This is a genomic window from Ruegeria sp. AE3 (assembly GCF_056542225.1).
Genome location: NZ_JBQFZL010000014.1, coordinates 1 through 21,928, shown reverse-complemented (window position 1 = coordinate 21,928; position 21,928 = coordinate 1). Strand labels below are relative to the sequence as shown.

The following is a 21,928-nucleotide window of genomic DNA, read 5'->3' as shown; positions in this document are numbered from 1 at the left end:
CCAACTACAGGAAAACGCGTGATTATGTCGAACGCGAACCCATATGCTCTGCTTTTTGAACCGATCCAGATCGGGCCGGTGACAGCCAGAAACCGCTTTTATCAGGTGCCGCATTGCACCGGGATGGGGCATCTCAGGCCGCGGGCGGACGCTGCCGTGCGGGGAATGAAAGCAGAAGGTGGCTGGGCCGTGGTGTCCAATCAGGAGACCGAGATTCATCCGACCTCGGATTTGTCCCCGTTCCCAGAAGGGCGACTGTGGGATGCGCGCGATGTGCCTGCGCTGCGGCTGATGACGGATGCGGTGCATGCACATGGCGCGCTGGCGGCCATCCAACTGGTTCATAACGGCAACCATGCGCAGAATCTGCTGACCCGCGCTCCGGTTCTTGCACCGTCCGAAATGTCTGTGGATACGACGCAACCAAAGCATGCGCAGGCCATGGACAAGGCTGATATTAGGGAACTTCGCCGCTGGCACCGCGACGCGGCCCTGCGCGCGAAAGAGGCCGGGTTTGACATCGTTTATGTCTATGCCGGGCACAACATGACATTGGCACAGCATTTCATGCTGCCCCATATGAACCAGCGCAGCGATGAATATGGGGGGTCGCTTGAAAATCGAGTGCGGCTGACGCGTGAACTGCTGGAAGACACCCACGATGCCATAGGCGACAGCTGTGCCGTGGCGTTCCGCTTTGCCATTGACGAGATGATGGGCGCCGACGGTATGCAGGCGGCAGAAGAAGGCCGCGCCATTGTCGAGCTATTAGCCGATCTTCCCGACCTGTGGGACGTGAATGTGGCGGATTGGTCCAATGACAGCGCAACGACCCGTTTCCAGCCCGAAGATGGTTATCAGAACGCGTTTCTGTCCCACGTCAAACAGATCACCCGAAAACCTGTTGTTGGCGTTGGCCGACTGACGTCCCCGGACATGATGCTGTCGGTGGTCAAAAAGGGAATTGTCGACCTTATCGGTGCCGCGCGGCCATCCATTGCGGACCCTTTCATACCAAAAAAGATCGAGGAAGGCAGGATCGACGAAATCCGCGAATGCATCGGCTGCAATATCTGCGTGTCGTCGGACAATCTGGGTGTTCCGATCCGCTGCACACAAAACCCAACGATGGGCGAGGAATGGCGCCGCGGCTGGCACCCCGAGATCATTGAGCCGAAAAAAAGCGAGGCAGAAGTGCTGGTCATCGGTGGCGGACCTGCGGGGCTGGAATGCACCATGCAATTGGCACGGCGCGGGTATCAGGTGACACTGGCCGAGGCCTCGACCGAATTTGGTGGACGGGTTGGCAGGGAAAGCAGACTTCCCGGCCTCGCCGCCTGGTCGCGGGTGGTTGACTATCGCCTGAACGATCTGAAGCAGCGGGCCAACGTACAGTTGTTCACGGACAGCAAGCTCGAAGCCGGACAAGTCTCCGAGCTTGGCATCGAACATGTCTTTGTCGCAACCGGCAGCTATTGGCGCGCAGATGGCGTGGGTCGCAACACGCAGCGCCGCCTGCCCACGGTCATGCCGGGTGCCAAGGTGCTGACGCCTGATGAGATCATGAATGGGGTTCTGCCCCCGGGCGGCCCGGTGATGATCTATGATGATGACCACATCTATCTGGCGGGAGTGATTGCCGAGAAACTGGCGACTGCCGGATATCAGGTCATTTTTGCCACGCCAGAGAGTTTGGTTTCGGCCTACGCCGTTCATACTTTGGAACAGTCCCGCATCCAGGCCCGTATGATCGAACTGGGGGTGGATATCCGCTGCAATGAGGTGCTTACGGCGGTTCAGGGCGGCGCGGTGCGGATCGGCTGTGTCTTTACCGGCCGCGAAATTGAAATCCCGTGCGCCTCAACGGTTCTGGTGACCGAGCGCAAGCGTGAAACTGCCCTTTTCGACAGCCTGAAGGGGGCCGGTTTGAAAACCCTTGACCTCATTGGTGATGCCGCGTCGCCGGGATTGATCGCAGACGCGGTTTTTGCCGGCCATCGCGCCGCCCGCGATTTCGAGCGCCCAAAGGCCGATGCAGACAAAGACTGGTTTCGCCGTGAGATTATTGATTTGGCAGAGGATGCGACATGAACAGCACCAATGAAACAACCCGTTCACGTCGTCGCGGGGGCGGCGGGCGCGCAGCGCGTCTGAAGGTACAACAGACGACCACGGGTAACGAAGCCGTACGCGGGGGTCTGAGCGGCGGACGCTATAGACCTCTGACTCAAATCGATATGGAGAACATCCATCATGCAGCCCTGACCGTTCTGGAACAAACCGGTATTACCGACCATTTCCCGGAGTTGCTTGAGCTGGTGCTTCCCAAAGGTGCAATGTTGAGTGACCTCAATCGGCTGTGCTTTCCACGCGCCCTGATGGAAGACATCCTGGCTGGTGCTGCCAAGGAGTTTTATGTCTATGCCCGCGGAGAGCGTGAAGGCAAAGACGACATGCATTGTTCGGCAGAGAGCGTTTACTTCGCCAACTCTGGAACCGCCGTGACAACATTCGATGCCAAAACCAAAACCTATCGTCCGTCGGTTCTGCGTGATGTTTATGATTTCACCCGCCTGGTAGACCGATTGGAAAACATTCACATGCTGGGCGACACGGTTCTGGCGACGGATGTGACCGATGATTTCACCCATGACATGAACACCATTTACGCCATGCTTGCAGGCAGCCAAAAACCCGCCTGCCTGACATTCCGCGACCGCAGCCACATTCCACATGCCATCCGCATGTTTGACCTGGCTCAGGGCGGCGAGGGGGCTTTCCTGAAAAAGCCAAGCGTCATATTCGGCGGCTGCCCCATTGTTTCCCCTCTGCGGATCGGCAAGGAAAACATGGAAATCTTGATCGATACTGCCAAGCTGGGCCTGACTGTTGATCTGGCCGTGCCGCCTCAAGCCGGGGCCACGGCTCCGGCGACGCTTGCGGGAACACTGGTTCAAACCGTCGCCGAAACACTTGCCTGCGTCGCCATCGTCAACCTGATCACGCCGGGTTGCCCTATCTGCTTTGCGGCTTGGCCTTTCATAACGGACCTACGCAGCGGGTCTTTCACCGGCGGCAGTGGCGAACAGGCGCTGATCGGTGCCGCAGCAATTCAGATGGGCAACTTTTACGGCCTTCCCACTTCGGTGGGTGCAGGTATGACCGATGCAAAAATACCCGATGCACAATACGGGTTGGAAAAGGCGCTGACCTTTACCCTTGCAGCGCATGCCGGCGCCAATCGCCTGTGCGAGTTTGGTGGTATGATCGGTAGTCTTATGGGATGCAGCTTTGAAAGCATGGTCATCGATGACGAAGCGGGCGGCATGATCCTGCGATCCTTGCGCGGGATAGAGGTTACCGATGAAACCATGGCGGTGGATGTGATTCACCAATGTGCCATAGATCCGGGTCATTTCCTCGGCAATCCGCACACGCTGAGCTATATGAACAGCGAATTCGTCTACCCTCAGCTTATGGACCGCGAGCGTACGGACACTTGGGAGAATGAGGGGAAAACGGATCTTCTGGACCGCGCCCGCGACAAGGCGAATTCCATCCTCGACAGCCATTTTCCAAATTATTTTGGCGCTTTGGACGCTCGGGTACGCGAAGAATTTCCCATTGTGTTAAGCGCGGAAAGCATGGCGCGCCATGGATAATTCCAACGTAAAGCAATGGGACAACGACCACTTCCTGCACCCGTGGGAAGGGATGGAGGCTTTGGGTGAAAACGACCGCACCTTTATCGAAGGTGCCAGCGGCATTCATTTGATAAACGAAAAAGGTGCACGCCTGATCGACGGACCGGGGGGCATGTGGTGCACCCAGATTGGGTATGGACGCGCGGAAATGGCCGAAGCAATGGCCGAGCAAGCCCGGAACCTTGCCTATTTCTCGCCGTTCAACAACACAAACTCGACTGCGGCACAGTTTGCCCGCGAAATCGCCAAACGTGCGCCGGGTGACCTGAATAATGTCTTCTTTACAACCGGCGGTTCCACTGCGGTCGATACTGCCATCCGGTTTGTCCATTTCCGCAACAACCTAATGGGTTGGCCAGAGAAAAAGAAAATCATTTCAAGGCAAAAAGCCTATCACGGAAGCACTTATCTGGCGGCCAGCGTCAGTGGGAAGGAACGAGACAGGCTCTGGCTCGACAAGGCCGACGACCTGGCGCATTTCCTGCCGGACGTGAACCCGCTTTACCGCGCGCCCGGTCAAAGCGATGAAAGCTTTCTGAACGAGAAAGTTGCCGATCTCGAAAACGCCATTGTGGCACTTGGCCCGGAAAATGTTGCCGCTTTTATCGCCGAACCGGTTTTGGCCTCGGGCGGCGTCATCGTACCACCAATTGGGTATCACGCACGCTGCCTGAACATCTGCAGGAAGTATGATGTTTTGTATATTTCCGACGAGGTCGTGACGGCTTTCGGTCGATTGGGCCATTGGTTCGCCTCCGAGGCTGTCTTTGGCATTCAGCCTGACATAATCACCTGTGCCAAAGGAATGACATCCGGGTATGCGCCGATGGGGGCCGCGATTATTTCTGACAGGCTGATTGCGGATGTTGCGGGAAAAGATGCCACCTTTTCGAATGGCTATACCTATTCGGGCCATCCGGTCAGCGCGGCTGCCGGGTTGAAAAACATCGAGATTATCGAGCGGGAAAGGATACTCGAACACGTTCGAAAAGTCGGCCCGGTTTTTCAGGATCAGTTACAGCAGTTGCGCCAGTTTGACATCGTGGCCGATGCGCGTGGGATGGGATTGATGGGGTGTGTTCAGTGCTCAGTCGATGGCGATCCCCAGAGCGAGCTGGGGCGCGACTATGAGATTGGCAACCGTATCGATATGGAATGCCAGAAACGCGGTCTGCTTGTTCGACCCGTGATCAACATGTGTGTTCTTTCGCCGCCCCTCATCATTACACAAGGCGAAATCGAGCATATGTTTACTATCCTGCGGCAAGGGCTAGAAGCGACATCCGAATGGCTCGGCAGGATCAGTGGCCGGTGACTGGTGCGGGCTGTTGCTGCAATTATCTGGAGATCGGGTAATATAGCGGCATTTCGATCTTAGGGATTGCCAAGTTCATTTTTCGCTAAGGATTTGGCGTATTCGCTCTGTCTGAACGACTATGGCATCTACGCATTGGGTCCAGAGATGGAGTGTTTCTGACCTTTGGTTCTGTCGTGCATGTCATTTCAGGACCGGCCATTTTCGTCCAGAGAGATCCCAAACAAGGCCAGTGGAAGAATGGTGAATTCGCAGTACGTCAAGACAGTGGATGCAGGTTCAACCTCGGGACAGCGTAATCAAGAGAATTCCCAGTGCGATCAGGCTGGCCCAGCCGATACGGTGCAGAAAGCGGGATTCCTTGAGGATGATCGCTGCGAGGGTCACCGAAACCGGGATTGATGCTTGCCGGACCGCGCTGACTGTGGCGGCCTCAGCCCCAAGCTGAAAAGCGGTTAGGATGAACAGGTATGACAGATAGGACACGATCCCGGCAAATGCGATCCGCACCGATGCCTGTACCCAGCCCCGCACGACACCCAGGAACGGGGCTGACAAGTGGCGATCTTCCCAGGCCCTGACGCCAGCAAGCAGCGGTGTCACAAGAATATAGGTGAAAAACAGGAAAGGTGCCGGATTGGTCAGCTTCATCGCTTGGGCATCGCTTAACGAATAAGCAGCCGACCCCAGCATCGCCATACTTGCCAACGCGAATGCTCTGTGATCGTGCAGTAGGCCGCCGGGCGACTTCTGAAGCATCAGGCTGCCCACCAGGACCAATGCGATCCCCAGCAGGGTGAACCACGAGTAATGCTGATCAAGGGCCAGCCAGCTGAAGGCGACAATGGCAATCGGCGACGAACGGATAATCGGATAATAAACCGACAGGTTCCCACGTCTCAGGGCCGACAATGTGCCGTAGTAATAGAAGGTCAAACCAAGGGCTGAGATTGCGACAAAGGGCCAGGTCTCAAGCGGCAGGCTCAATTCCTGACCCATGACCAGCGTATGAACCGCCGCCAGGATCACCCAGGTCAGAGACACCCCGACATAGCACGACACCGGATGCGCAACCCCTTTCAGCGTAAGGTCGCGCAATGGGTGGGTTGCCGCCGAAACGAGAACCAATGCGATCCAGTAGGATTCCATGCCTCAGGTCTGATGCAATGGGTTGCGTTGCAGGAAAGTGTTGAAATGCACTGTCAGCTGATCCTCGGCAATCTGTACGACGCCGTAGGCCGGAGGTTCGTCGCAGAACTCGCCATCGACACTGGCCGCATTCAACGGAATCTGATGGTTGAGGCTGGGCAGGCTGGTGAATGGAATGCCGCGCCAATTTACGTAGGTCATGCGGTGTACATGACCGTAAAATACATGCCGAATATTGCGTCCGTGTTTGAGGGCATCAGCAAAGGCGTCCGCATCGACCAGCCTGATTTCGTCCACAAGGGGAATGCCAAGGTCAAAGGGTGGGTGGTGCAAAAACACATAGGTTGGCTTGTTCTCGGCTTCGGTCAGTTGCTGCCTGAGCCAGTCCAGCCGGACAGGGCAAAGCTGCCCTTCATGCACATCGCGCCCGTCTTTGGTTGAATCGAGAAATAAGAAAACCCCCTCATCCGTTTCGAACCGATGCTGGACAAACCCGTTGGCATCCTTTGGATGATCCGGGAAGACCGATTGGAAAACAGTTCGGTCGTCGTGATTTCCAATCAGCAGAAAAGAGCGGAGCGGAAATGCGGCCAGTTTCGCCTTGAGCGCCCGATAGGCCTCATCCTCGGCAAATTCAGCCAAATCGCCAGAGATGACACAGAACGCCGCATCGGAATGCCACCGAAGGATATCGTCCAAACAGGCGTCCAACCGCTGGGACGGAAAGCCGCCATTTAGCGGACCGGAGTCGCGGACGAGGTGTATATCAGTGATGTGAATGAACTTCATCCGCCATTTTCCCTGAGTTTTGCAAGAAACAAGGTATCGACGAAGTTTGCCGATCGCACGGATTTAGTAAGAATTTCACTGGCATCACTCGCTCATACACGACAAGGTTGGCAGCCGAACACGACAGAGTTTGCGAAACTTGCCTCGACCGGTGTGAAACCGTATTCCAGATGATCCGGCCGTGTTGTTATCGCGGTATTCAAATCTGAAACGGGCGTAGTGCCTGGCCGAAACGATCATGTGAAACCAGGGCAGACCTGCACAGCTAAGAAAAGGGTGAACCCAAGTCGCACAAACCGAGAAAGGGAAGTGCGCCTTGGTTTGTCTTCTCTACACTTCCGTTTTACACAGCGCAGCCAGTGTCATCACACCGGCTGGCCTGACTGGGGTGCCGACTTGCGTCCTCAGCAGCAGCCTTACGGGCAAGCAGGCTGCCAATCTCTGCACCCACTTGCAGCTCTGAGACCTGGCCAAAGTGATGTGCTGCAATCCGTCCTGACTGATCCAACAGAACAAGGCTGGGCGTGCCGCGCATTCCGTATGCCGCCATGGTTTCCGGCAAAGGCCCGGTGCCCTGTTTGTCGACCGCCACAGGAAATTTGATACGGTATTCGTGAAGAAAGGCTTTCAGTGATACCGGGGTCATCGCGTCATGATGTTCGAAAACGGTGTGCAAACCGATTACGGCGACGTGTTCGCTGGAAAAATGCTCCCGCACAGCTTGTGCCAGAGGAATGCCATGGAGGACGCAGCCTGGGCACAGCATCTGGAAAGCCTCAATCAGGACAACCTTACCCTGGAAATCCGAAAGCTTTAAATTCTTGTCAGTGTTGAACCATTCACTGACCTGTAGTTCAGGTGCTTGCATATTGGTCTCTCTTGTTCAGGGGCCGGACGCCTGCGTGAAGCGACCGGCTGATACCGTTACTGAAGCTTGCCCGGCAGGCTCAGGTCGCCCGACGCAATGTCGAAAACATCCGTGACGCACAACAGCGGAGCGTGAATGTTGGCGTTTACCCGCAGGGCAGAGGTCACGCCATCATAAGCGATGCCCTTAAGCTGAACGTCGCTGGAAAACTCAGCATTAACCTGAATTTCCGGGCCATCGAACAGCGGTGTGAACCCAGGGCTGTCCAGAAAGATTGGGAACCCAGGCCAGGTTGCAGGAAGCTTTGGCGTCGACCCTTCGGGAATATCGCGCACTGCAAGGGCGCCCGGGCCGCAAGCTTCGGTCGGGGTGAGTACAACCCAGTGGCTGTGCCACTCGATGCCATCATTGGCTGGATTGCCATCGCCGTTTTCATCAAAAAGAGGCGTGTCGTCAAAATCCGGGTGGCTGGTTGCAGCCATTGCCAGTATGCCGGTGCCGCCTTCGAAACCCACTGCGGACGGATCCAGAGATGTAGGCCACACATAGGACCAGACGTCTGACCCGCCCACTGCCCCGGTTGCCGCTGGAACCGAAGCCCCGGCAGTGCCGCTGGTGGTCATGTGAAACGTAACAGTATTGCCGTTGCGATGCGCATGCGCTGCAAGGATGTCGAAGTCAGCCGCCATGCTGGCATCAGCGGGAGAGATAACAGCCCCCTCCTGATGAAGGGCGTGAGTGCCGTCTGCGATGGCAGGTGAAGCTCCGATCACAATGGCAGCAAGTGATTTCCAGGTAAGTGCCATTTCTCATCTCCAGTCAAGTAATAGCGACTCGATACTATAAGAAGAAACGCATTGCAACTTTAATTTCGACTCGCTACTTGTTGTAGCATGAGAAACGATCACAATATACGTATCCTTATCAACCGCCTTGCCAGGATAGATTCCGCTGCGGGCTGGGCGGGCGACCTGAATCCGACGCAAAGAGCCGCGCTGGAGTACCTGTCCGAGGCAAATCAGTTTTCCCGTTCACCGTCACATGTCGCAGAATACCTAGGGACAACACGCGGAACGATGTCCCAGACGCTGAAGGCGCTTGTGCGCAAGGGATACGCCGCCGAACACCGGCAAAAATCTGACCAGCGGTCGATCTCGTATGAGTTGACCGAGGCTGGCCGCGCCGTTTTGGCAGAGGCCAATCCGATTGCAGACGCCATTGGCAATCTGCCCGCCAGCGTTCAGGTGTCCCTCAAGGAGGGCCTTCTTCAGAGCTTGAGGTTGGCATTGGCAGCGAACGGTGGCCACTCGTTCGGGAAATGCATGACCTGCGCCTATCATGAGACAGGTATGGGAAATGACTATTGCACCTTGCTGAACCTTAGCCTCGAGCGCGGCGAAGAAGAAAAGATATGCATCGAACACAAAGAAGCCTGAATGTTCCTTCCTGAACTATCCTCAGAAATCGGTGGCATTTTCCTGGGTCGTGTCACTAACCGCTGGGAAGCAAGGCCGCCCTCTGCCATTCAAAAGGACCGGGTGCCCGGACGTCAGGTCATTTCGCTTACTGGTTTTTCTGACGATGCACAGGCGGACCTGACCGTGCATGGCGGTGCAGAGAAAGCCATTCACCATTATGCGCAGGATCACTATGCGGATTGGCAGAGAGAAGGGCAGCTGCCCCCCGGCGCAGTGCCCGCTGCTTTTGGTGAAAACATCTCAACAACCGGTTTGACCGAGGAAAATCTGTGCATTGGCGACATCCTGAGGCTGGGCACGGCAATCGTTCAAATCAGCCAGGGCCGTCAGCCCTGCTGGAAACTGGGACTGCACACTGGAAATGAAAGGATGCCCTACCTGTTTCAGAAAACGGGTCGCACAGGGTGGTACTACCGTGTTCTGGAAACCGGTGAGGTCGAAGCAGGAGATCGAATAACGTTGATTGAAAGGCGCAATCCGGACTGGAGCGTGTTGTACGTGACCCGCGCCCGTCTCACATGACGAGTTTCCCGTGAAGATACCGAAGCCCTCGCAAATCTGACAGACCTTGCCCCAGGCTGGCGGCAAGCCTTCGCGCGCATGGCCATGGGCGATGTAAAAGAAGATACGCGTGCGAGATTGGGGAGCATGCCGAATACGTCGTCCGAGGGGTCCACTGGGTGACGTCGGTATGATGGGCGGACGACTTGGGCAGGTACCCCGCTCCTTGCTGATAAGCTAAGCAAAGACGCACAAACCCAGGCCTCGATCAAACTGGACGAAGGGTTTTGTCGGGATGTTTTGGTTTGCCGGAATCTCAACAATTTCGGCAAGTATATTGGCGATACCTATGTTCAGCACGCCACCGCGTATGGCGACCGGCCGGTTGAGTTGATCGAGGCTGTTGCCGGTGAACTGGCCGCCGATCGTGATGTGCAGGTCGATCTGTACCGCGTGCTTGCCGAGGGTCTCTATGCTGCAATCCCGGCAATGTGCACAGGCGAGGATTTCTAAACAGGATGGCCTGAGGTTTGACTGCCGCCGCCAGTACAGCGATGATCGCGGATATGCTGGGTACGCGGGCTTACGCCAGCGCGGTTGATGGGAAGGGGGTTTCGAACCTCAGAAAAGGAGTCTTTGGCGTGAAAAGCAGTGAAGCCCCCGTGTCAATCGGCCGTGTGGCACTGATTGTGAACGATCTGGACGCTGTTGGGACCTTTTACCAACAAGTGCTCGGCCTTGAGGAATTGGCGCGGGATGGCGAAACCCTGAAACTGGGCGCTGGAAACAACGTTCTGCTCGAGTTGCGCCAAGACCGTACCGCGCGTCGCTATCCGCATGCGGCGGGCCTTTTCCATACAGCTTTTCTAATGCCGGACCGCGATTACCTGGGACGCTGGCTGATCTATGCTGCACAAAACCGCATCCCGTTGACCGGGGCGGCGGATCACGACGTCAGCGAGGCGTTGTATCTCAACGATCCAGAAGACAATGGGATCGAAATCTACGCCGACCGGCCTGTTGATACATGGCAGATGGATGGAAAGTATACCCGCATGGGCTCGCATCATCTGGATCTGGGGGCCATTGCAGGTGCAGCCCGGACAGACTGGTCCGGGGCTCCGGAAAATATGGTGGTCGGACATGTCCACCTTCAGGTCGGGGATATCAATTCGGTCGACGAATTTATGACGCGACATCTAGCGCAGGACTGCATGCTGCACGAAGGTTCAGCAGGGTTCTACAGTTCGGGCGGGTACCACCATCACTTTGCAGGCAATATCTGGAACAGCAATGGTGCAAAAGCTCGTCCAACTGACAGCAGCGGCTTGGACGAGATCGTGCTGTTGACGGATGGGACTGTATTGCAACCGCAAGAGCTGACGGACCCTTGGGGAACGCGGTTCTCTGTCGAAAGGAAGTGAACCTGCATGATTGGCTAAGGACAAAGGCGTATCTTGCAGGTGGGACAGAGGTAAACTCCGGCGGCCTGGCCGGAAGGTGGAAGCCGGGCGCGGCTTCCACCAAGGGGGAATACCAAGCGGGGTCATTTCCGCATGTCAGTTGCTATCATTCATGATCCGGTTGAAAACATGCGGATCTGTGACGCCCTCTGACCCGATTAACATCACTCTGGATTTTGGTGTAATTTGAAATTGTTGTCGCAGGTCGGTGCGCAATGACGCGCAGATCAAGCCAATCAGACCGGCTACGGCGCTTTCGCCAGCCTCGATTGGCTCATCTCCGAAAGCGCCGTTTGCCAATAGGCGGACGGCCGGTGCCACAAGCTGATCAGGGATCGTCATAAAACCGCTGGCGGCCTCTCCCAAAACGTTCCATGCCAATTCGGACGGCGCGCCGCAGGATAACCCAGCCATTATGGTTTCTTCGCCTACTTCGACGGCTGTAGGCCGATTTGCCTGGGCGCTTGCAAAAAGGCAGGGGGCCAATTCAGGCTCGACCACGATGACGCGCGGAGCATTCTGCCCCCAATCCTGGAGGAATACCGCGGTGACGGCAGCCGCCAAGCCTCCAACGCCGCCTTGCAGGAAGACATGAGTGGGTGGCAAAGCTAAGTCCTGCACGATCTCACGCGCCATGACCCCATAGCCAGCCATGACATCAAGCGGTGCCTGAGTGTAACCGGGCCAGGAAGTATCCGAAACGATCAACCAGCCGTGTTCTGCTGCATCAATGCGGGTCTTTGCTACGGAAGCGTCGTAATCTCCATCAACTCGGATCACTTCGGCCCCCAGCTGGCGCATTGCGTCGGCGCGAAATTCGCTTACTTCTTTGTGAATGTAAATTCGGCAAGGCGCGCCGAAGCGCTGGGCACCCCAAGCCACTGAACGCCCGTGATTGCCATCTGTTGCGGAGATGACGGTTATGTCTGCAATTCCGGCAGCATGGGTGCCGTTTCGAATCTCATCAGCGGTGACTTCCCGGCCTGCCTTTTCGGTCAATTCACGCTGTAATACCCGCAGAACCGCATAAGCGCCGCCAAGTGCTTTGAAACTGCCCAAGCCAAATCTTAACCCTTCATGCTTGTAACAGACTGTGCCCAGATTCAGCGCATCGGCTAGACCTTGAAGGGATAGCATTGGGGCTCTTTCATATCCATTCCAGCTTTGAATTTCCCGCTGCGCGAGGTCAAAACCCTCGCGGGGTAAAGTGGTTGCGGCGGCATGGCCAAAGCGTGGCTTGGCTGCATGGCTTTCAATTCCGACAGTCTCAAAGTTTGCGAGCATTTTGTGGTCCTTCCATTGATGGTGCAAAAATAAATCAATGGCGGTGATGTTTTTGCTCTAAGTTGCAGGTAAAATTGAAACAAACTTGCATGAGGTTGCCGTGAAGCAAAAATTTTCATCAGGAAGTCTGGATAGCTTCGATCTCGCGATTCTTAGGGTGTTGCAGCAGGACAATACGGTGCCGCACCGTCAAATCGGTGAAAGCGTGAATCTGTCTGCGCCCAGCGTACAGCGAAGGATCAAACGCATGGAGGCGGAAGGGATCATTGCCGCGCAATCAGCGCATATTGATCCGGCAGCCGTGGGATTGCCGCTGACCATTTTCGTCGAAGTCGAACTAAAAACCGAGACAGGCGGAAAAATCGATGAAATCAAGAACAGCTTCTTTGGTGCCCCTGAGGTTCAGCAATGTTACTATGTTACTGGTGAAGTGGATTTTGTTCTGATCGTTATCGTTCGAGATATGTCGGAATATGAAAAGCTTACCCAACGGTTATTCTTCTCGAACAAGAACATCCGAAAGTTCAGGACATTCGTTGCAATGGACCGAACAAAGTCATCCATGCAGTTGAACATCTGACTTGTGCCCCACCAGCGCAGGTAGTGCGGCGGGGTATTTGACGTTGCGCGGCGAGAACAGGAAACAAAGTGCTTGTGCATTCCAAATCTGCCGGCAACCTGGTGATCTGGACAGTAAATCCTGCCGGGACACCTCTTGGTTTAACTGGAAAATGAACACCTTTCCCGAGGTAATGAGGTTGGGACACATTTGCCCCAACCTCATCCAAGCTACAGGGGTTTGTGTTACGATTTGATACGGTCCATTTTGGGATCGTAAAGCGGTTGAAGTGTAACGTCGCAGGGGACACGTTGGGTCGCAACCTCCAACTCATATGTGCCGGACGTAACAAATTCCGCATCGACACCACCCTGGTTTCGGACATAGCCGTAACCGATGGATTTGCCGGTCGTGTAACCATAGCCACCCGACGTTAGCCAACCCACACGTTCTCCATCCCGGTATATCGTTTCGCGGCCCAACAGCACCACATCAGGGTCGACGGTAAAGCAGGCCAGCATCTTTTTGACGCCCTCGGCCTTTTGCTTTTCGCTTGCCGCGCGGCCCTTGAAGTTTATGTTTTTGCGCAGTTTCACAGCCCATCCCAGACCGCTTTCAAACGGCGTGTGATCGGGCCCGATGTCAGATCCCCAGGCGCGGTAACTCTTTTCTAACCGAAGAGATTCAATTGCGCGGTAGCCTGCATTAACCAACCCGTGTGGCTGCCCTACTTCCATCAGCGCAGTGTAGACTGTTTGTGCATATTCAACAGGCAAGTGCAGTTCCCAGCCAAGCTCGCCCACATATGTCACCCGCAGTGCCCTGACAGGGCAACCGGCGATACCGATTGTCCGGATCGTACCAAACTTGAACCCGTCATTCGACACATCGTCGCGGGTAACCGCCGCCAGAATGTCTCGTGATTTCGGCCCCATCAGCGACAATACTGCGTTTGAGGAGGTGATATCGAACAGCTGGCAGTTTAGCCCGTCCGGAATATTGCGGCTGATCCAGTCGAAATCGTGGGTGGCAAAGCCTGTGCCGGTGACAATGTAGAACTCATCATGCGCTACACGGCCCACGGTCAGGTCGCATTCAATTCCGCCCTTGTCATTCAGCATCTGCGTATAGACCAGAGCGCCCACCGGTTTGTCCACATCATTGGCACATATCCAGTTCATCGCAGCCAGGGCGTCGGGGCCTTTCAGCGCGAATTTGGCGAACGATGTTTGATCGAACAGCACGGCCGCCTCCCGGGCTGCTTTGTGTTCGCGACCAACGGCGGCAAACCAGTTCTGGCGGCCAAAGCTGTATTCGTCCTTTGGCGCCTCGCCCAGCGATGCGTCGGCAAACCAGTTCGGGCGCTCCCAACCCAGTTTTTCGCCAAAGCACGCACCCTGATCCTCAAGCGAATCGTAAAGCGGTGACTTGCGGCAGGGGCGGCCGGATTCGTGTTCTTCGTGTGGCCAGGCCATGGTGTAGTGTTTGCCATATGCTTCGACTGTGCGGGTGCGGACCCAATCGGTGTCGAAATGCGGGCGGCCAAAACGGCGAATGTCGGCGGACCACAGGTCAAAAGGCGGCTCGCCCTTGGCGGCCCATTCTGCCAGCACCATTCCGGCGCCACCGCCCGAGGCGATGCCAAAGGCGTTGAAACCAGCGCCAACAAAGAAATTCTTCAGCTCTGGTGCTTCACCCACGATGAAGTTTCCATCCGGAGTAAAGCTTTCGGGGCCGTTCGTCAGTGTCTTGATCCCCGCAGTTTCCAACGCTGGCACCCGGCCCAGCGACAGCTCCATGATCTGTTCGAAATGGTCGAAATTACTGTCGAGCAAGGTGTAGTGGAAACCTTTCGGTATGCCATTCACCGCCCACGGGATCGGGTTCGGCTCATAGCCGCCCATGACGAGCCCACCGACCTCTTCCTTGTAATAGGTCAGCCGATCAGGGTCCCGCAGGGTAGGCAGATCGCCGGGCACACCAAATGGTTCTGTGACCATGTACTGGTGTTCCATTGGTACCAGCGGCACATTCACGCCGAACTTGGCGGCAAAGTCGCGCGTCCATTGACCTGCACACACGATCACTTTTTCGCATTCGATACGGCCATGTTCAGTGATTACGGCGAGGATCTTGCCGTTCTCGATTTCAAGATCGGTGACCTTTGTATCTTCGAATATCTTCGCGCCTGCCATGCGCGCGCCCTTGGCCAGCGCCTGGGTAATGTCCGAGGGGTTTGCTTGCCCATCGGTGGGCAGGAACGCCGCGCCTATGACGTCACCGATATCCATCAGCGGCCAAAGATCCTGCGCTTCCTTCGGGGTCAGCAGCTGCATGTCCAGACCAAAGGAATGGGCTGTGGTGGCCTGCCGTTTGACCTCGGTCCAGCGTTCCTCGTTGCAGGCGAGACGCAAACCACCATTCATTTTCCAGCCCGTTCCCAGACCGGTTTCTTCTTCAATCTTGTTGTACAGATCGACTGAATATCCCAACAGCTGAGTTATATTGGCGTTCGAACGCAGCTGCCCCACCAGGCCCGCCGCATGGAATGTGGTGCCCGAAGTCAGCTTTTTGCGTTCCAGCAGCACCGTGTCGGTCCAACCAAGCTTGGCAAGGTGATAGGCGGTCGAGCAGCCGATGATGCCGCCGCCGATGATGACGGCTTTGGCTGTATTTGGAAGGTCGGTCATATCTGTCCTCAGGTGTTTTTGTAATCGGTCAGGGCCGTGCGAAACCGTGCGAGATTTTCGCTCGTGTAGGCTGCGTAATCGAAGTCGATTTCCGAGGTGATCTCGGACACCATGCTCCACATGGTTTCACGAAGCAGCGAGGCGCATTTCATCGCCGAATAGCGATGACGTAATTGGTTGGTGACGGGTGCCTGGAAATAGGTTTCCAGAACCCAGTCTTCTTGTTCATTGGAAAGGGAGTTGTTCGAGGCCAGCCCCCCCAGATCAAATAGTGGCGAGTTGAATCCCGCGTAGTCGAAATCGATCAGCCACAGGCGGGTGCCATCGTCCAGAAAGTTGCCGCAAAGCAGGTCGTTATGGCCAAACACGATGTCGTACGGCCCGGCTTCGGCTTCCAGGTCATTTCCAATTTGCACAAGTTCCGGGATCAGGCCCTTATGCGAACTTCCACGCTCGGTGAGAGTGGCAGCATAGTCGCGGATGACGTGAAAGACCCAGAACACCAGCGACGGTCCGCGCAGGTGCTTGGGCACCTCAAGGTGGCAGGCTTTCACGAGCTCCAGCACCCGCGGCAGCATACTGGGGTCGCGTATGTCCTCTTCGGTCAAAGTGCGGCTTTCGACGAATTCCAGCACTGTCAATTCGTTGGACGAAAACACTACAGCGGGTGACAGACCCGCTGCATGTGCGGCCTTACTGGCAGCCAGTTCGTTGAAGCGCATCACCTGGTGCAAAGGGATGTCGTCACCGACACGCACCACATAGCATCCTCTGCTGTCAGTGACCTTGTAGTTCACATTTGTAATCCCACCCGTCAACGGGGTGGCTTTGATCTCGCCCTGCCAGATCGGTAGCTTTCGAATGCGGGTCATCAGGTCGGATTGGGTCATGTCAACTCTCCATTCCAAAGCGGATGCGTGCCTGGCGAGCGCTAGCGTTGATCAGCCTATCAGCGATGATGGCAATGAATGCGATGGACAGCCCTGCCACCAGACCCCGGCCAGTGTCAGCCTTTGTCAGGGCAATGTAGACCTCTTGCCCAAGATCGCGGGTGCCAACGAGGGCCGTGATAACCAGCATGGACAGCGCCAGCATGATGGTCTGATTAATACCCAAAAGGATTTCGGGCAGGGCCATCGGCAAGCGAATATGGCGCAAGAGTTGCGTGCGTGTGCAGCCAGAAACCAATCCGGCCTCGATCAATTCCTCACTGACCGAGCGCACGCCGTGGGCCGCATAACGTACGGCCGGGGCCAGTGCGTAAAGGACTATGGCAATCAGGGCAGTGAAATCGCCGACCCGGAACAGCATCACTACCGGGATCAGATAGACAAAGCTGGGCAAAGTCTGCAACGTATCAATCAACAGGTTGATCAATGTCCCGGCGCGTTTGTTCAGTGCGGCCACAACACCCAGCGGAACGCCGATCAGAGTAGCAAGAAACACAGAGGCTCCGCAGAGATAAACTGTCACCATTGCCTTGGCCCACAGTCCTGATACGAGGATCAGCGACGCCAGTCCTCCGCACAGCAGTGCCAGCCGCCAGCCCCCCGCGTGCCAACCCAGCAAGGTCAGCATGGCAATCGCCCAAAGCCATGGGATTCCCAGCAAAACCGTTTTGATCGGGATCATGAACCACGTCAGGAAGAAGACCTTGATCGCCTCGAATGTGTCAAAATAATTGATGTTCAGGTATTTGACCGTGTCATCCCAGAACCCGCCAGTGGTGATCGTCTGGCTTTCAGGATATTCCAGCAGCAGGGGTGAGAACTGCCCTAGAACCCAGGTCAAAATCAGCAGGATCATTACCAGAACTGTCCGGCGATGGCGGGTGATCCACGAGCCGGGGAGCTCGTGATGTACCTGCCCCATACGCTCGGAGAAAGCCTGACTTAGGCGATCGACCGCAATGGCCAGAACCACAATGGCAATACCGGCCTCGAACCCAGCGCCGATATCGAGGCGGCGCAGCGCGGCAAGGACGTCAAACCCCAATCCTCCGGCCCCGATCATCGAGGCAATGATGACCATGTTCAGCGTCAGCATGATCACCTGATTGACACCCACCATCAGACTGTGGCTGGCGGAAGGAACCAAAACGCGCCACATCAACTGCTTTTGCGTCGTGCCTGCCATGCGCCCGAAGTCCAAAATCTCGGGGTCGACGGCTCTCAAGGCAAGCGTGGTGATTCGCACCATAGGCGGTGTCGCATAGATGATCGTGGCGACCAGCGCCGAAATCGGTCCAAAGCCGAACATGAACAGAATTGGTACCAGATAGGCGAAGATCGGGATTGTCTGCATCAAGTCCAGAATGGGCGAGATGATGCGGTCGAAAGTCAGGTGGCGATAGGCCAATATCCCCAACAACAGCCCACCGCCCGCGCCAATGGGCACCGCAATCAGGACCGAGGCAAGCGTAACCATCGCGCTGTCCCACTGGCCAAAGACGGCCAGATAGGTAAAGCAGCCGCCGACCAATGCCGCGAGCCCCCAGTCCCGGCAATACTGTCCCAAAGCTACTACGGCGGTGATCACTACAATCCAGCTGATCGCAGGTAGAATGACTTGCGCATCATTGCCTTGCCCGGTGACAAAACCTTCGGCCAGCAGGGACAAGACAAGGTCATAGGGCTGTTCGATCAACCAAGCGGCAGCGCGGGTAACGTCGGTGAACGAAACTGGGCCGATTGCTGCATCCTCGATCAACCAGGACATCGAAGATGAAATATAAGTTTTGAACGGGACGACCCAAGCCGACGGGAATTTGGTGATCCAGCGCGCATCCAGCGCTTTTCCCAGGTTACTGCCGAAATACCCCAGCAGGATTGTCAGTCCGACAAGCAGTAGAATGACAAGCTGGCTGCGGGACAGGCGGCTCATACCGCGTCCCCTTCACCGAATAGCACATGGGCCATAGCCTTGCGATCAATGGCGCCAATAACCAGACCATCGCTGTCTGTCACGGGAATTGGTGCATCTGCGGTGATGATCCGTTCCGCCACGGCCGAGACGCGGGTTGATTGCACAATGGGCTCACCCTTACCCGCAGCGCCGACGGTCATTACACCACCAACCGTCAAAACCTTGGAGCGCGGAATATGCCGCGTGAATTCAGCCACATAATCTGTCGCTGGATTCATCACCAGTTCCTCTGGGGTGGCAATCTGGATGACTTCACCGTCCTTCATAATGGCGATGCGGTCTGCCAAGCGGACGGCTTCTTCAAAGTCGTGCGTGATAAAGACAATAGTCTTATGCAACCGTTCCTGTAGTCGCAGAAATTCGTCCTGCATTTCGCGACGGATCAGCGGATCGAGGGCCGAAAAAGGTTCGTCCAGAAACCACAGATCGGGCTCTGTCACCAATGATCGGGCAATGCCCACACGCTGTTGCTGACCACCCGAGAGCTCTCGTGGATAGTAGTCTTCACGCCCCTTCAGTCCGACCAGTTCCACCACGTCTCTCGCCTTTGCTTCGGCCTCGTGTTTGGGCGTAGCCTGAATGGTCAGGGGGAACATCACATTCTGCAACACGGTCAGGTGCGGCAGCAGGGCAAAATGCTGAAACACCATGCCCATCTTGTGCCGGCGAATTTCAATCATTTCTTTTTCGCTGGCGCGCAGCAGGTCGGCGTCGTCGAACAGAACCTCTCCGCTCGTGGGTTCGATCAACCTGGACAGACAACGAACCAGGGTTGATTTGCCTGAACCGGACAGGCCCATGATGATGAAAATTTCACCTTCAACGATTTCAATATTGGCATTGCGTACCGCTCCGATAACACCCGCATTTCGAATGTCATCTGCAGATGGGTTCGGATTTTGCGCGAGAAGGGTCTCGGCGTTTGAACCATAAAGCTTCCAAACGTTTCGGCAGGACAGTTTTGTTGTGGGGGTCATCTGTGGTGTCCGGTACTAAGACGGAAGAAGACCGAAGCGGTAGAGGAGAGCGGGGTAACCGCTTCGGCCAAGCAGATTATTTAGAGATCCAGCCAGACCAACGGTCTTTGTTCGTCTCCATCCAATCCGCGACAACTGCATCAATATCCACACCGTCCAGATCGGCTTTGCCGACCATGGCGCTCATCTCGTCGTTATTGATGTTATAGGCTTCGATGATGTCATACGCGCCCGGCCACTTCTCTTGCAGGCCAGCCCAAGCAGCCTTCCAGATCGGACCACGCGGTTTTCCGCAGTCATAGGCCAAATCCGGGTTCACACCAACTGACGGGTCGCTGTAGCACTCGGGCGAATATGGCGGAAACTCCACGAATTCGCCGTCATATTTGGCCGGGGCCCAGTGTGGAACATAAACCCAAAGCATGATCGGATCTTCACGCTGATATGCAGATTCCAGTTCTGCAAAAAGCGCTGCATCCGTGCCTGCGTGGACAACTTCAAACTCTAGCTCTAATGCTTCGACGCGCTCGTCGTCGAAACCGCCCCAGGTCACAGGTCCACCGACATAGCGCCCATTTGGCGAGGTTTCAGCGGTGGCAAATTCCCCTGCGCAGTCTTTCAAAGCTTCCCAGTTTGGCAGGCCTGGGCAGCGGTCTTTCATGTAAGCTGGGTACCACCATTCTTCGATCGCCATCAGACCGGTTTCACCAACGTTCACCACGTTGCCAGAGGCGGTGGCTTCGTCCAGCGCTTCACGCCCGGTGGTTTCCCAGATTTCCATTGCCAGATGTAGATCACCTGTCTTCAGGCCCGCAAACTGAGCGATATAGTCCGCCTGAACATATTCAACGTTGTACCCTGCCTCTTGAAGGATTGCTCCCATTATCTTGGTGTTGATCAGCTGTCCTGACCAATCATGCAGCGTCAGTTTGATAGGGTCCGTCGATTCGACGGCCCAAGAAGCCGAAGCAGTTACGCCAGCGACTAACGCTATTGCGTGTAGTGTATTGAATTTCCTGATCATGTTGTGCTCCCTGAATGTGGCTTTTTGAGTGTTTTTCGTTTATTACACTTCCATGCTGCGCCAATCTGACAACTACGTCAATAAAAACCACATTTCTCCACGATAATTCGTTATAATTCGCACACAAAGCCCCGAATGGCACCGTATTGGGAGCAATATTGTTTTATTGGGATGACTGCCGTATCCCCCTTTCAGGAGGTCGCATGTTAAAGCCACGAAAAACCACAAATCAGCGCGAAGAAGAAATCCTTCGAGAGCTGCAACATGCGGGCGGGTCGTGCAGGGTCAGCCTCTTGGCTCAAAAACTGAATGTTTCCAATGAAACGATCCGGCGTAACGTCAAGGCACTGGAAGAGCGCAAGATCGTGAGGAAGGTTCATGGCGGCGTACATCTTAGCGAAGACGCAATTGAACCACCTTTTGAAAACCGCTTGGGAACGCAAGCGCATGCGAAAGAAGCAATAGCCCGGGCAGTCGCAAATACAATTAGCGACGGGGACTCCTTATTTCTGGATATCGGTTCGACAACCGCCTACGTCGCGCTTGCGTTGCGGAAACATAAAGACCTGTTTGTGGTTACCAATTCGGTTTTCGTCGCTTACACGTTGTCAAAGCACAACAACAACCGGGTGTTTCTGGCCGGTGGAGAATTGCGCGCCCATGATGGGGGTGCTTTCGGTGCAGAGGCATTGGATCTTGTGAAGCGTTTCAACGTACAGTTGGCAGTGTTTTCGGTTGGAGCCGTGAATGGAGATTTGGGCTTTATGCTGCATGATCTCGAAGAAGCCAATATCGCACGTGCTGCGGCTGAAAATGCGCAAGTGCGCATCGTCGTTGCCGACAGCGGAAAATTCAACAAGCGGGCTCCGATATCTCTTCACAACATGGCCGGAATTGATGTGTTTTTTACCGACCGCCGTCCTCCTGCCAATATCCAGGACATGCTCGATAAAAATGATATCGAAGTAGTTATCGCAGGGTCGGACTAGGCGCTCTGTCTCATCAGGGCAGATCAGGTCACGTGATATTTCGGGCAAGCCGGTGTGAAGGAACCCTCCGATGCTCCACCTGTTTCATTGCAAAAGAAAGATTGACTACTGAGAGCACATCGTCCCAGCGTCGCGATGTCAAGATCATACGGGCGTTTATGGACTTTGCGGAGCGGGTTCTTGGGGAGAAGGAAACCGCCGGAGATATGTGAC

19 protein-coding genes are annotated in these 21,928 nt (G+C 55.6%); 9 read left to right on the top strand and 10 right to left on the bottom strand.

Features of this window, described 5'->3' with window-relative positions:
* Positions 1-24 precede the first annotated feature (24 nt).
* From ACR0NZ_RS17640 to ACR0NZ_RS17630, 3 genes are read left to right on the top strand one after another with little or no spacing between them, the layout of a single operon-like run.
* A complete protein-coding gene (locus ACR0NZ_RS17640) occupies positions 25-2,091 on the top strand; it encodes an FAD-dependent oxidoreductase (protein WP_480520722.1) in 2,067 nt (688 codons plus the stop codon).
* Positions 2,088-3,662 carry a trimethylamine methyltransferase family protein gene (locus tag ACR0NZ_RS17635; protein ID WP_480520720.1) on the top strand — a complete coding sequence of 525 codons (1,575 nt, stop codon included), beginning with the start codon at positions 2,088-2,090 and terminating at the stop codon, positions 3,660-3,662. The genes ACR0NZ_RS17640 and ACR0NZ_RS17635 overlap by 4 nt, the downstream gene beginning before the upstream one ends.
* Positions 3,655-5,019, top strand: a complete 1,365-nt coding sequence (locus ACR0NZ_RS17630; protein WP_480520718.1) for an aminotransferase — start codon at positions 3,655-3,657, stop codon at positions 5,017-5,019. The genes ACR0NZ_RS17635 and ACR0NZ_RS17630 overlap by 8 nt, the downstream gene beginning before the upstream one ends.
* Before the next feature lie 279 nt (positions 5,020-5,298).
* Here the strand turns inward: ACR0NZ_RS17630 and ACR0NZ_RS17625 are convergent, their stop codons facing one another.
* The 4 genes from ACR0NZ_RS17625 to ACR0NZ_RS17610 all read right to left on the bottom strand — a co-directional run bounded on the left by ACR0NZ_RS17625 (position 5,299) and on the right by ACR0NZ_RS17610 (position 8,631).
* Positions 5,299-6,168 (bottom strand): EamA family transporter, encoded by an 870-nt coding sequence (locus tag ACR0NZ_RS17625; RefSeq protein WP_480520716.1) that lies wholly within the window; start codon positions 6,166-6,168, stop codon positions 5,299-5,301.
* Between the two features lie 3 nt (positions 6,169-6,171).
* Entirely contained in the window at positions 6,172-6,957 is a 786-nt protein-coding gene (locus ACR0NZ_RS17620; protein WP_480520714.1) for a phosphodiesterase, read from the bottom strand.
* A gap of 343 nt (positions 6,958-7,300) precedes the next feature.
* Positions 7,301-7,825, bottom strand: a complete 525-nt coding sequence (locus tag ACR0NZ_RS17615; protein ID WP_480520712.1) for a redoxin domain-containing protein — start codon at positions 7,823-7,825, stop codon at positions 7,301-7,303.
* A 56-nt stretch (positions 7,826-7,881) separates the two neighbouring features.
* Positions 7,882-8,631 (bottom strand): hypothetical protein, encoded by a 750-nt coding sequence (locus tag ACR0NZ_RS17610; protein WP_480520710.1) that lies wholly within the window; start codon positions 8,629-8,631, stop codon positions 7,882-7,884.
* Between the two features lie 87 nt (positions 8,632-8,718).
* On the opposite strand from ACR0NZ_RS17610, the gene ACR0NZ_RS17605 reads away from it, so the two are divergent.
* From ACR0NZ_RS17605 to ACR0NZ_RS17590, 4 genes are all read left to right on the top strand, one after another.
* A complete protein-coding gene (locus ACR0NZ_RS17605) occupies positions 8,719-9,261 on the top strand; it encodes a MarR family winged helix-turn-helix transcriptional regulator (RefSeq protein ID WP_480520708.1) in 543 nt (180 codons plus the stop codon).
* Entirely contained in the window at positions 9,262-9,825 is a 564-nt protein-coding gene (locus ACR0NZ_RS17600) for an MOSC domain-containing protein (RefSeq protein WP_480520706.1), read from the top strand.
* Between the two features lie 279 nt (positions 9,826-10,104).
* Entirely contained in the window at positions 10,105-10,317 is a 213-nt protein-coding gene (locus tag ACR0NZ_RS17595) for a hypothetical protein (protein ID WP_480520704.1), read from the top strand.
* 17 nt (positions 10,318-10,334) lie between these two features.
* Positions 10,335-11,228, top strand: a complete 894-nt coding sequence (locus ACR0NZ_RS17590; RefSeq protein WP_480495198.1) for a VOC family protein — start codon at positions 10,335-10,337, stop codon at positions 11,226-11,228.
* Between the two features lie 135 nt (positions 11,229-11,363).
* Here the strand turns inward: ACR0NZ_RS17590 and ACR0NZ_RS17585 are convergent, their stop codons facing one another.
* Positions 11,364-12,551, bottom strand: a complete 1,188-nt coding sequence (locus ACR0NZ_RS17585) for a diaminopropionate ammonia-lyase (protein ID WP_480477741.1) — start codon at positions 12,549-12,551, stop codon at positions 11,364-11,366.
* Between the two features lie 100 nt (positions 12,552-12,651).
* On the opposite strand from ACR0NZ_RS17585, the gene ACR0NZ_RS17580 reads away from it, so the two are divergent.
* Positions 12,652-13,131 carry an Lrp/AsnC family transcriptional regulator gene (locus ACR0NZ_RS17580; protein ID WP_480477739.1) on the top strand — a complete coding sequence of 160 codons (480 nt, stop codon included), beginning with the start codon at positions 12,652-12,654 and terminating at the stop codon, positions 13,129-13,131.
* A gap of 224 nt (positions 13,132-13,355) precedes the next feature.
* Here ACR0NZ_RS17580 and ACR0NZ_RS17575 read toward each other — a convergent pair whose 3' ends face one another.
* The 5 genes from ACR0NZ_RS17575 to ACR0NZ_RS17555 all read right to left on the bottom strand — a co-directional run bounded on the left by ACR0NZ_RS17575 (position 13,356) and on the right by ACR0NZ_RS17555 (position 20,726).
* Positions 13,356-15,800 carry a GcvT family protein gene (locus ACR0NZ_RS17575; RefSeq protein WP_480520702.1) on the bottom strand — a complete coding sequence of 815 codons (2,445 nt, stop codon included), beginning with the start codon at positions 15,798-15,800 and terminating at the stop codon, positions 13,356-13,358.
* Between the two features lie 8 nt (positions 15,801-15,808).
* A complete protein-coding gene (locus ACR0NZ_RS17570; RefSeq protein ID WP_480520700.1) occupies positions 15,809-16,690 on the bottom strand; it encodes a phosphotransferase in 882 nt (293 codons plus the stop codon).
* 1 nt (position 16,691) lies between these two features.
* On the bottom strand, positions 16,692-18,683 hold the full coding sequence (locus tag ACR0NZ_RS17565; protein ID WP_480520698.1) for an ABC transporter permease: 1,992 nt from the start codon (positions 18,681-18,683) through the stop codon (positions 16,692-16,694).
* The gene (locus ACR0NZ_RS17560; protein WP_480520696.1) at positions 18,680-19,702 is read right to left on the bottom strand and encodes a quaternary amine ABC transporter ATP-binding protein; all 1,023 of its coding nucleotides are present in this window, start codon (positions 19,700-19,702) and stop codon (positions 18,680-18,682) included. Before ACR0NZ_RS17560 ends, ACR0NZ_RS17565 begins: the two co-directional genes overlap by 4 nt.
* A gap of 76 nt (positions 19,703-19,778) precedes the next feature.
* Positions 19,779-20,726 (bottom strand): ABC transporter substrate-binding protein, encoded by a 948-nt coding sequence (locus tag ACR0NZ_RS17555; RefSeq protein WP_480477729.1) that lies wholly within the window; start codon positions 20,724-20,726, stop codon positions 19,779-19,781.
* A 158-nt stretch (positions 20,727-20,884) separates the two neighbouring features.
* Between ACR0NZ_RS17555 and ACR0NZ_RS17550 the strand changes: the two genes are divergently transcribed.
* Positions 20,885-21,715, top strand: a complete 831-nt coding sequence (locus tag ACR0NZ_RS17550; protein WP_480520694.1) for a DeoR/GlpR family DNA-binding transcription regulator — start codon at positions 20,885-20,887, stop codon at positions 21,713-21,715.
* The last annotated feature ends 213 nt before the right edge of the window (positions 21,716-21,928 follow it).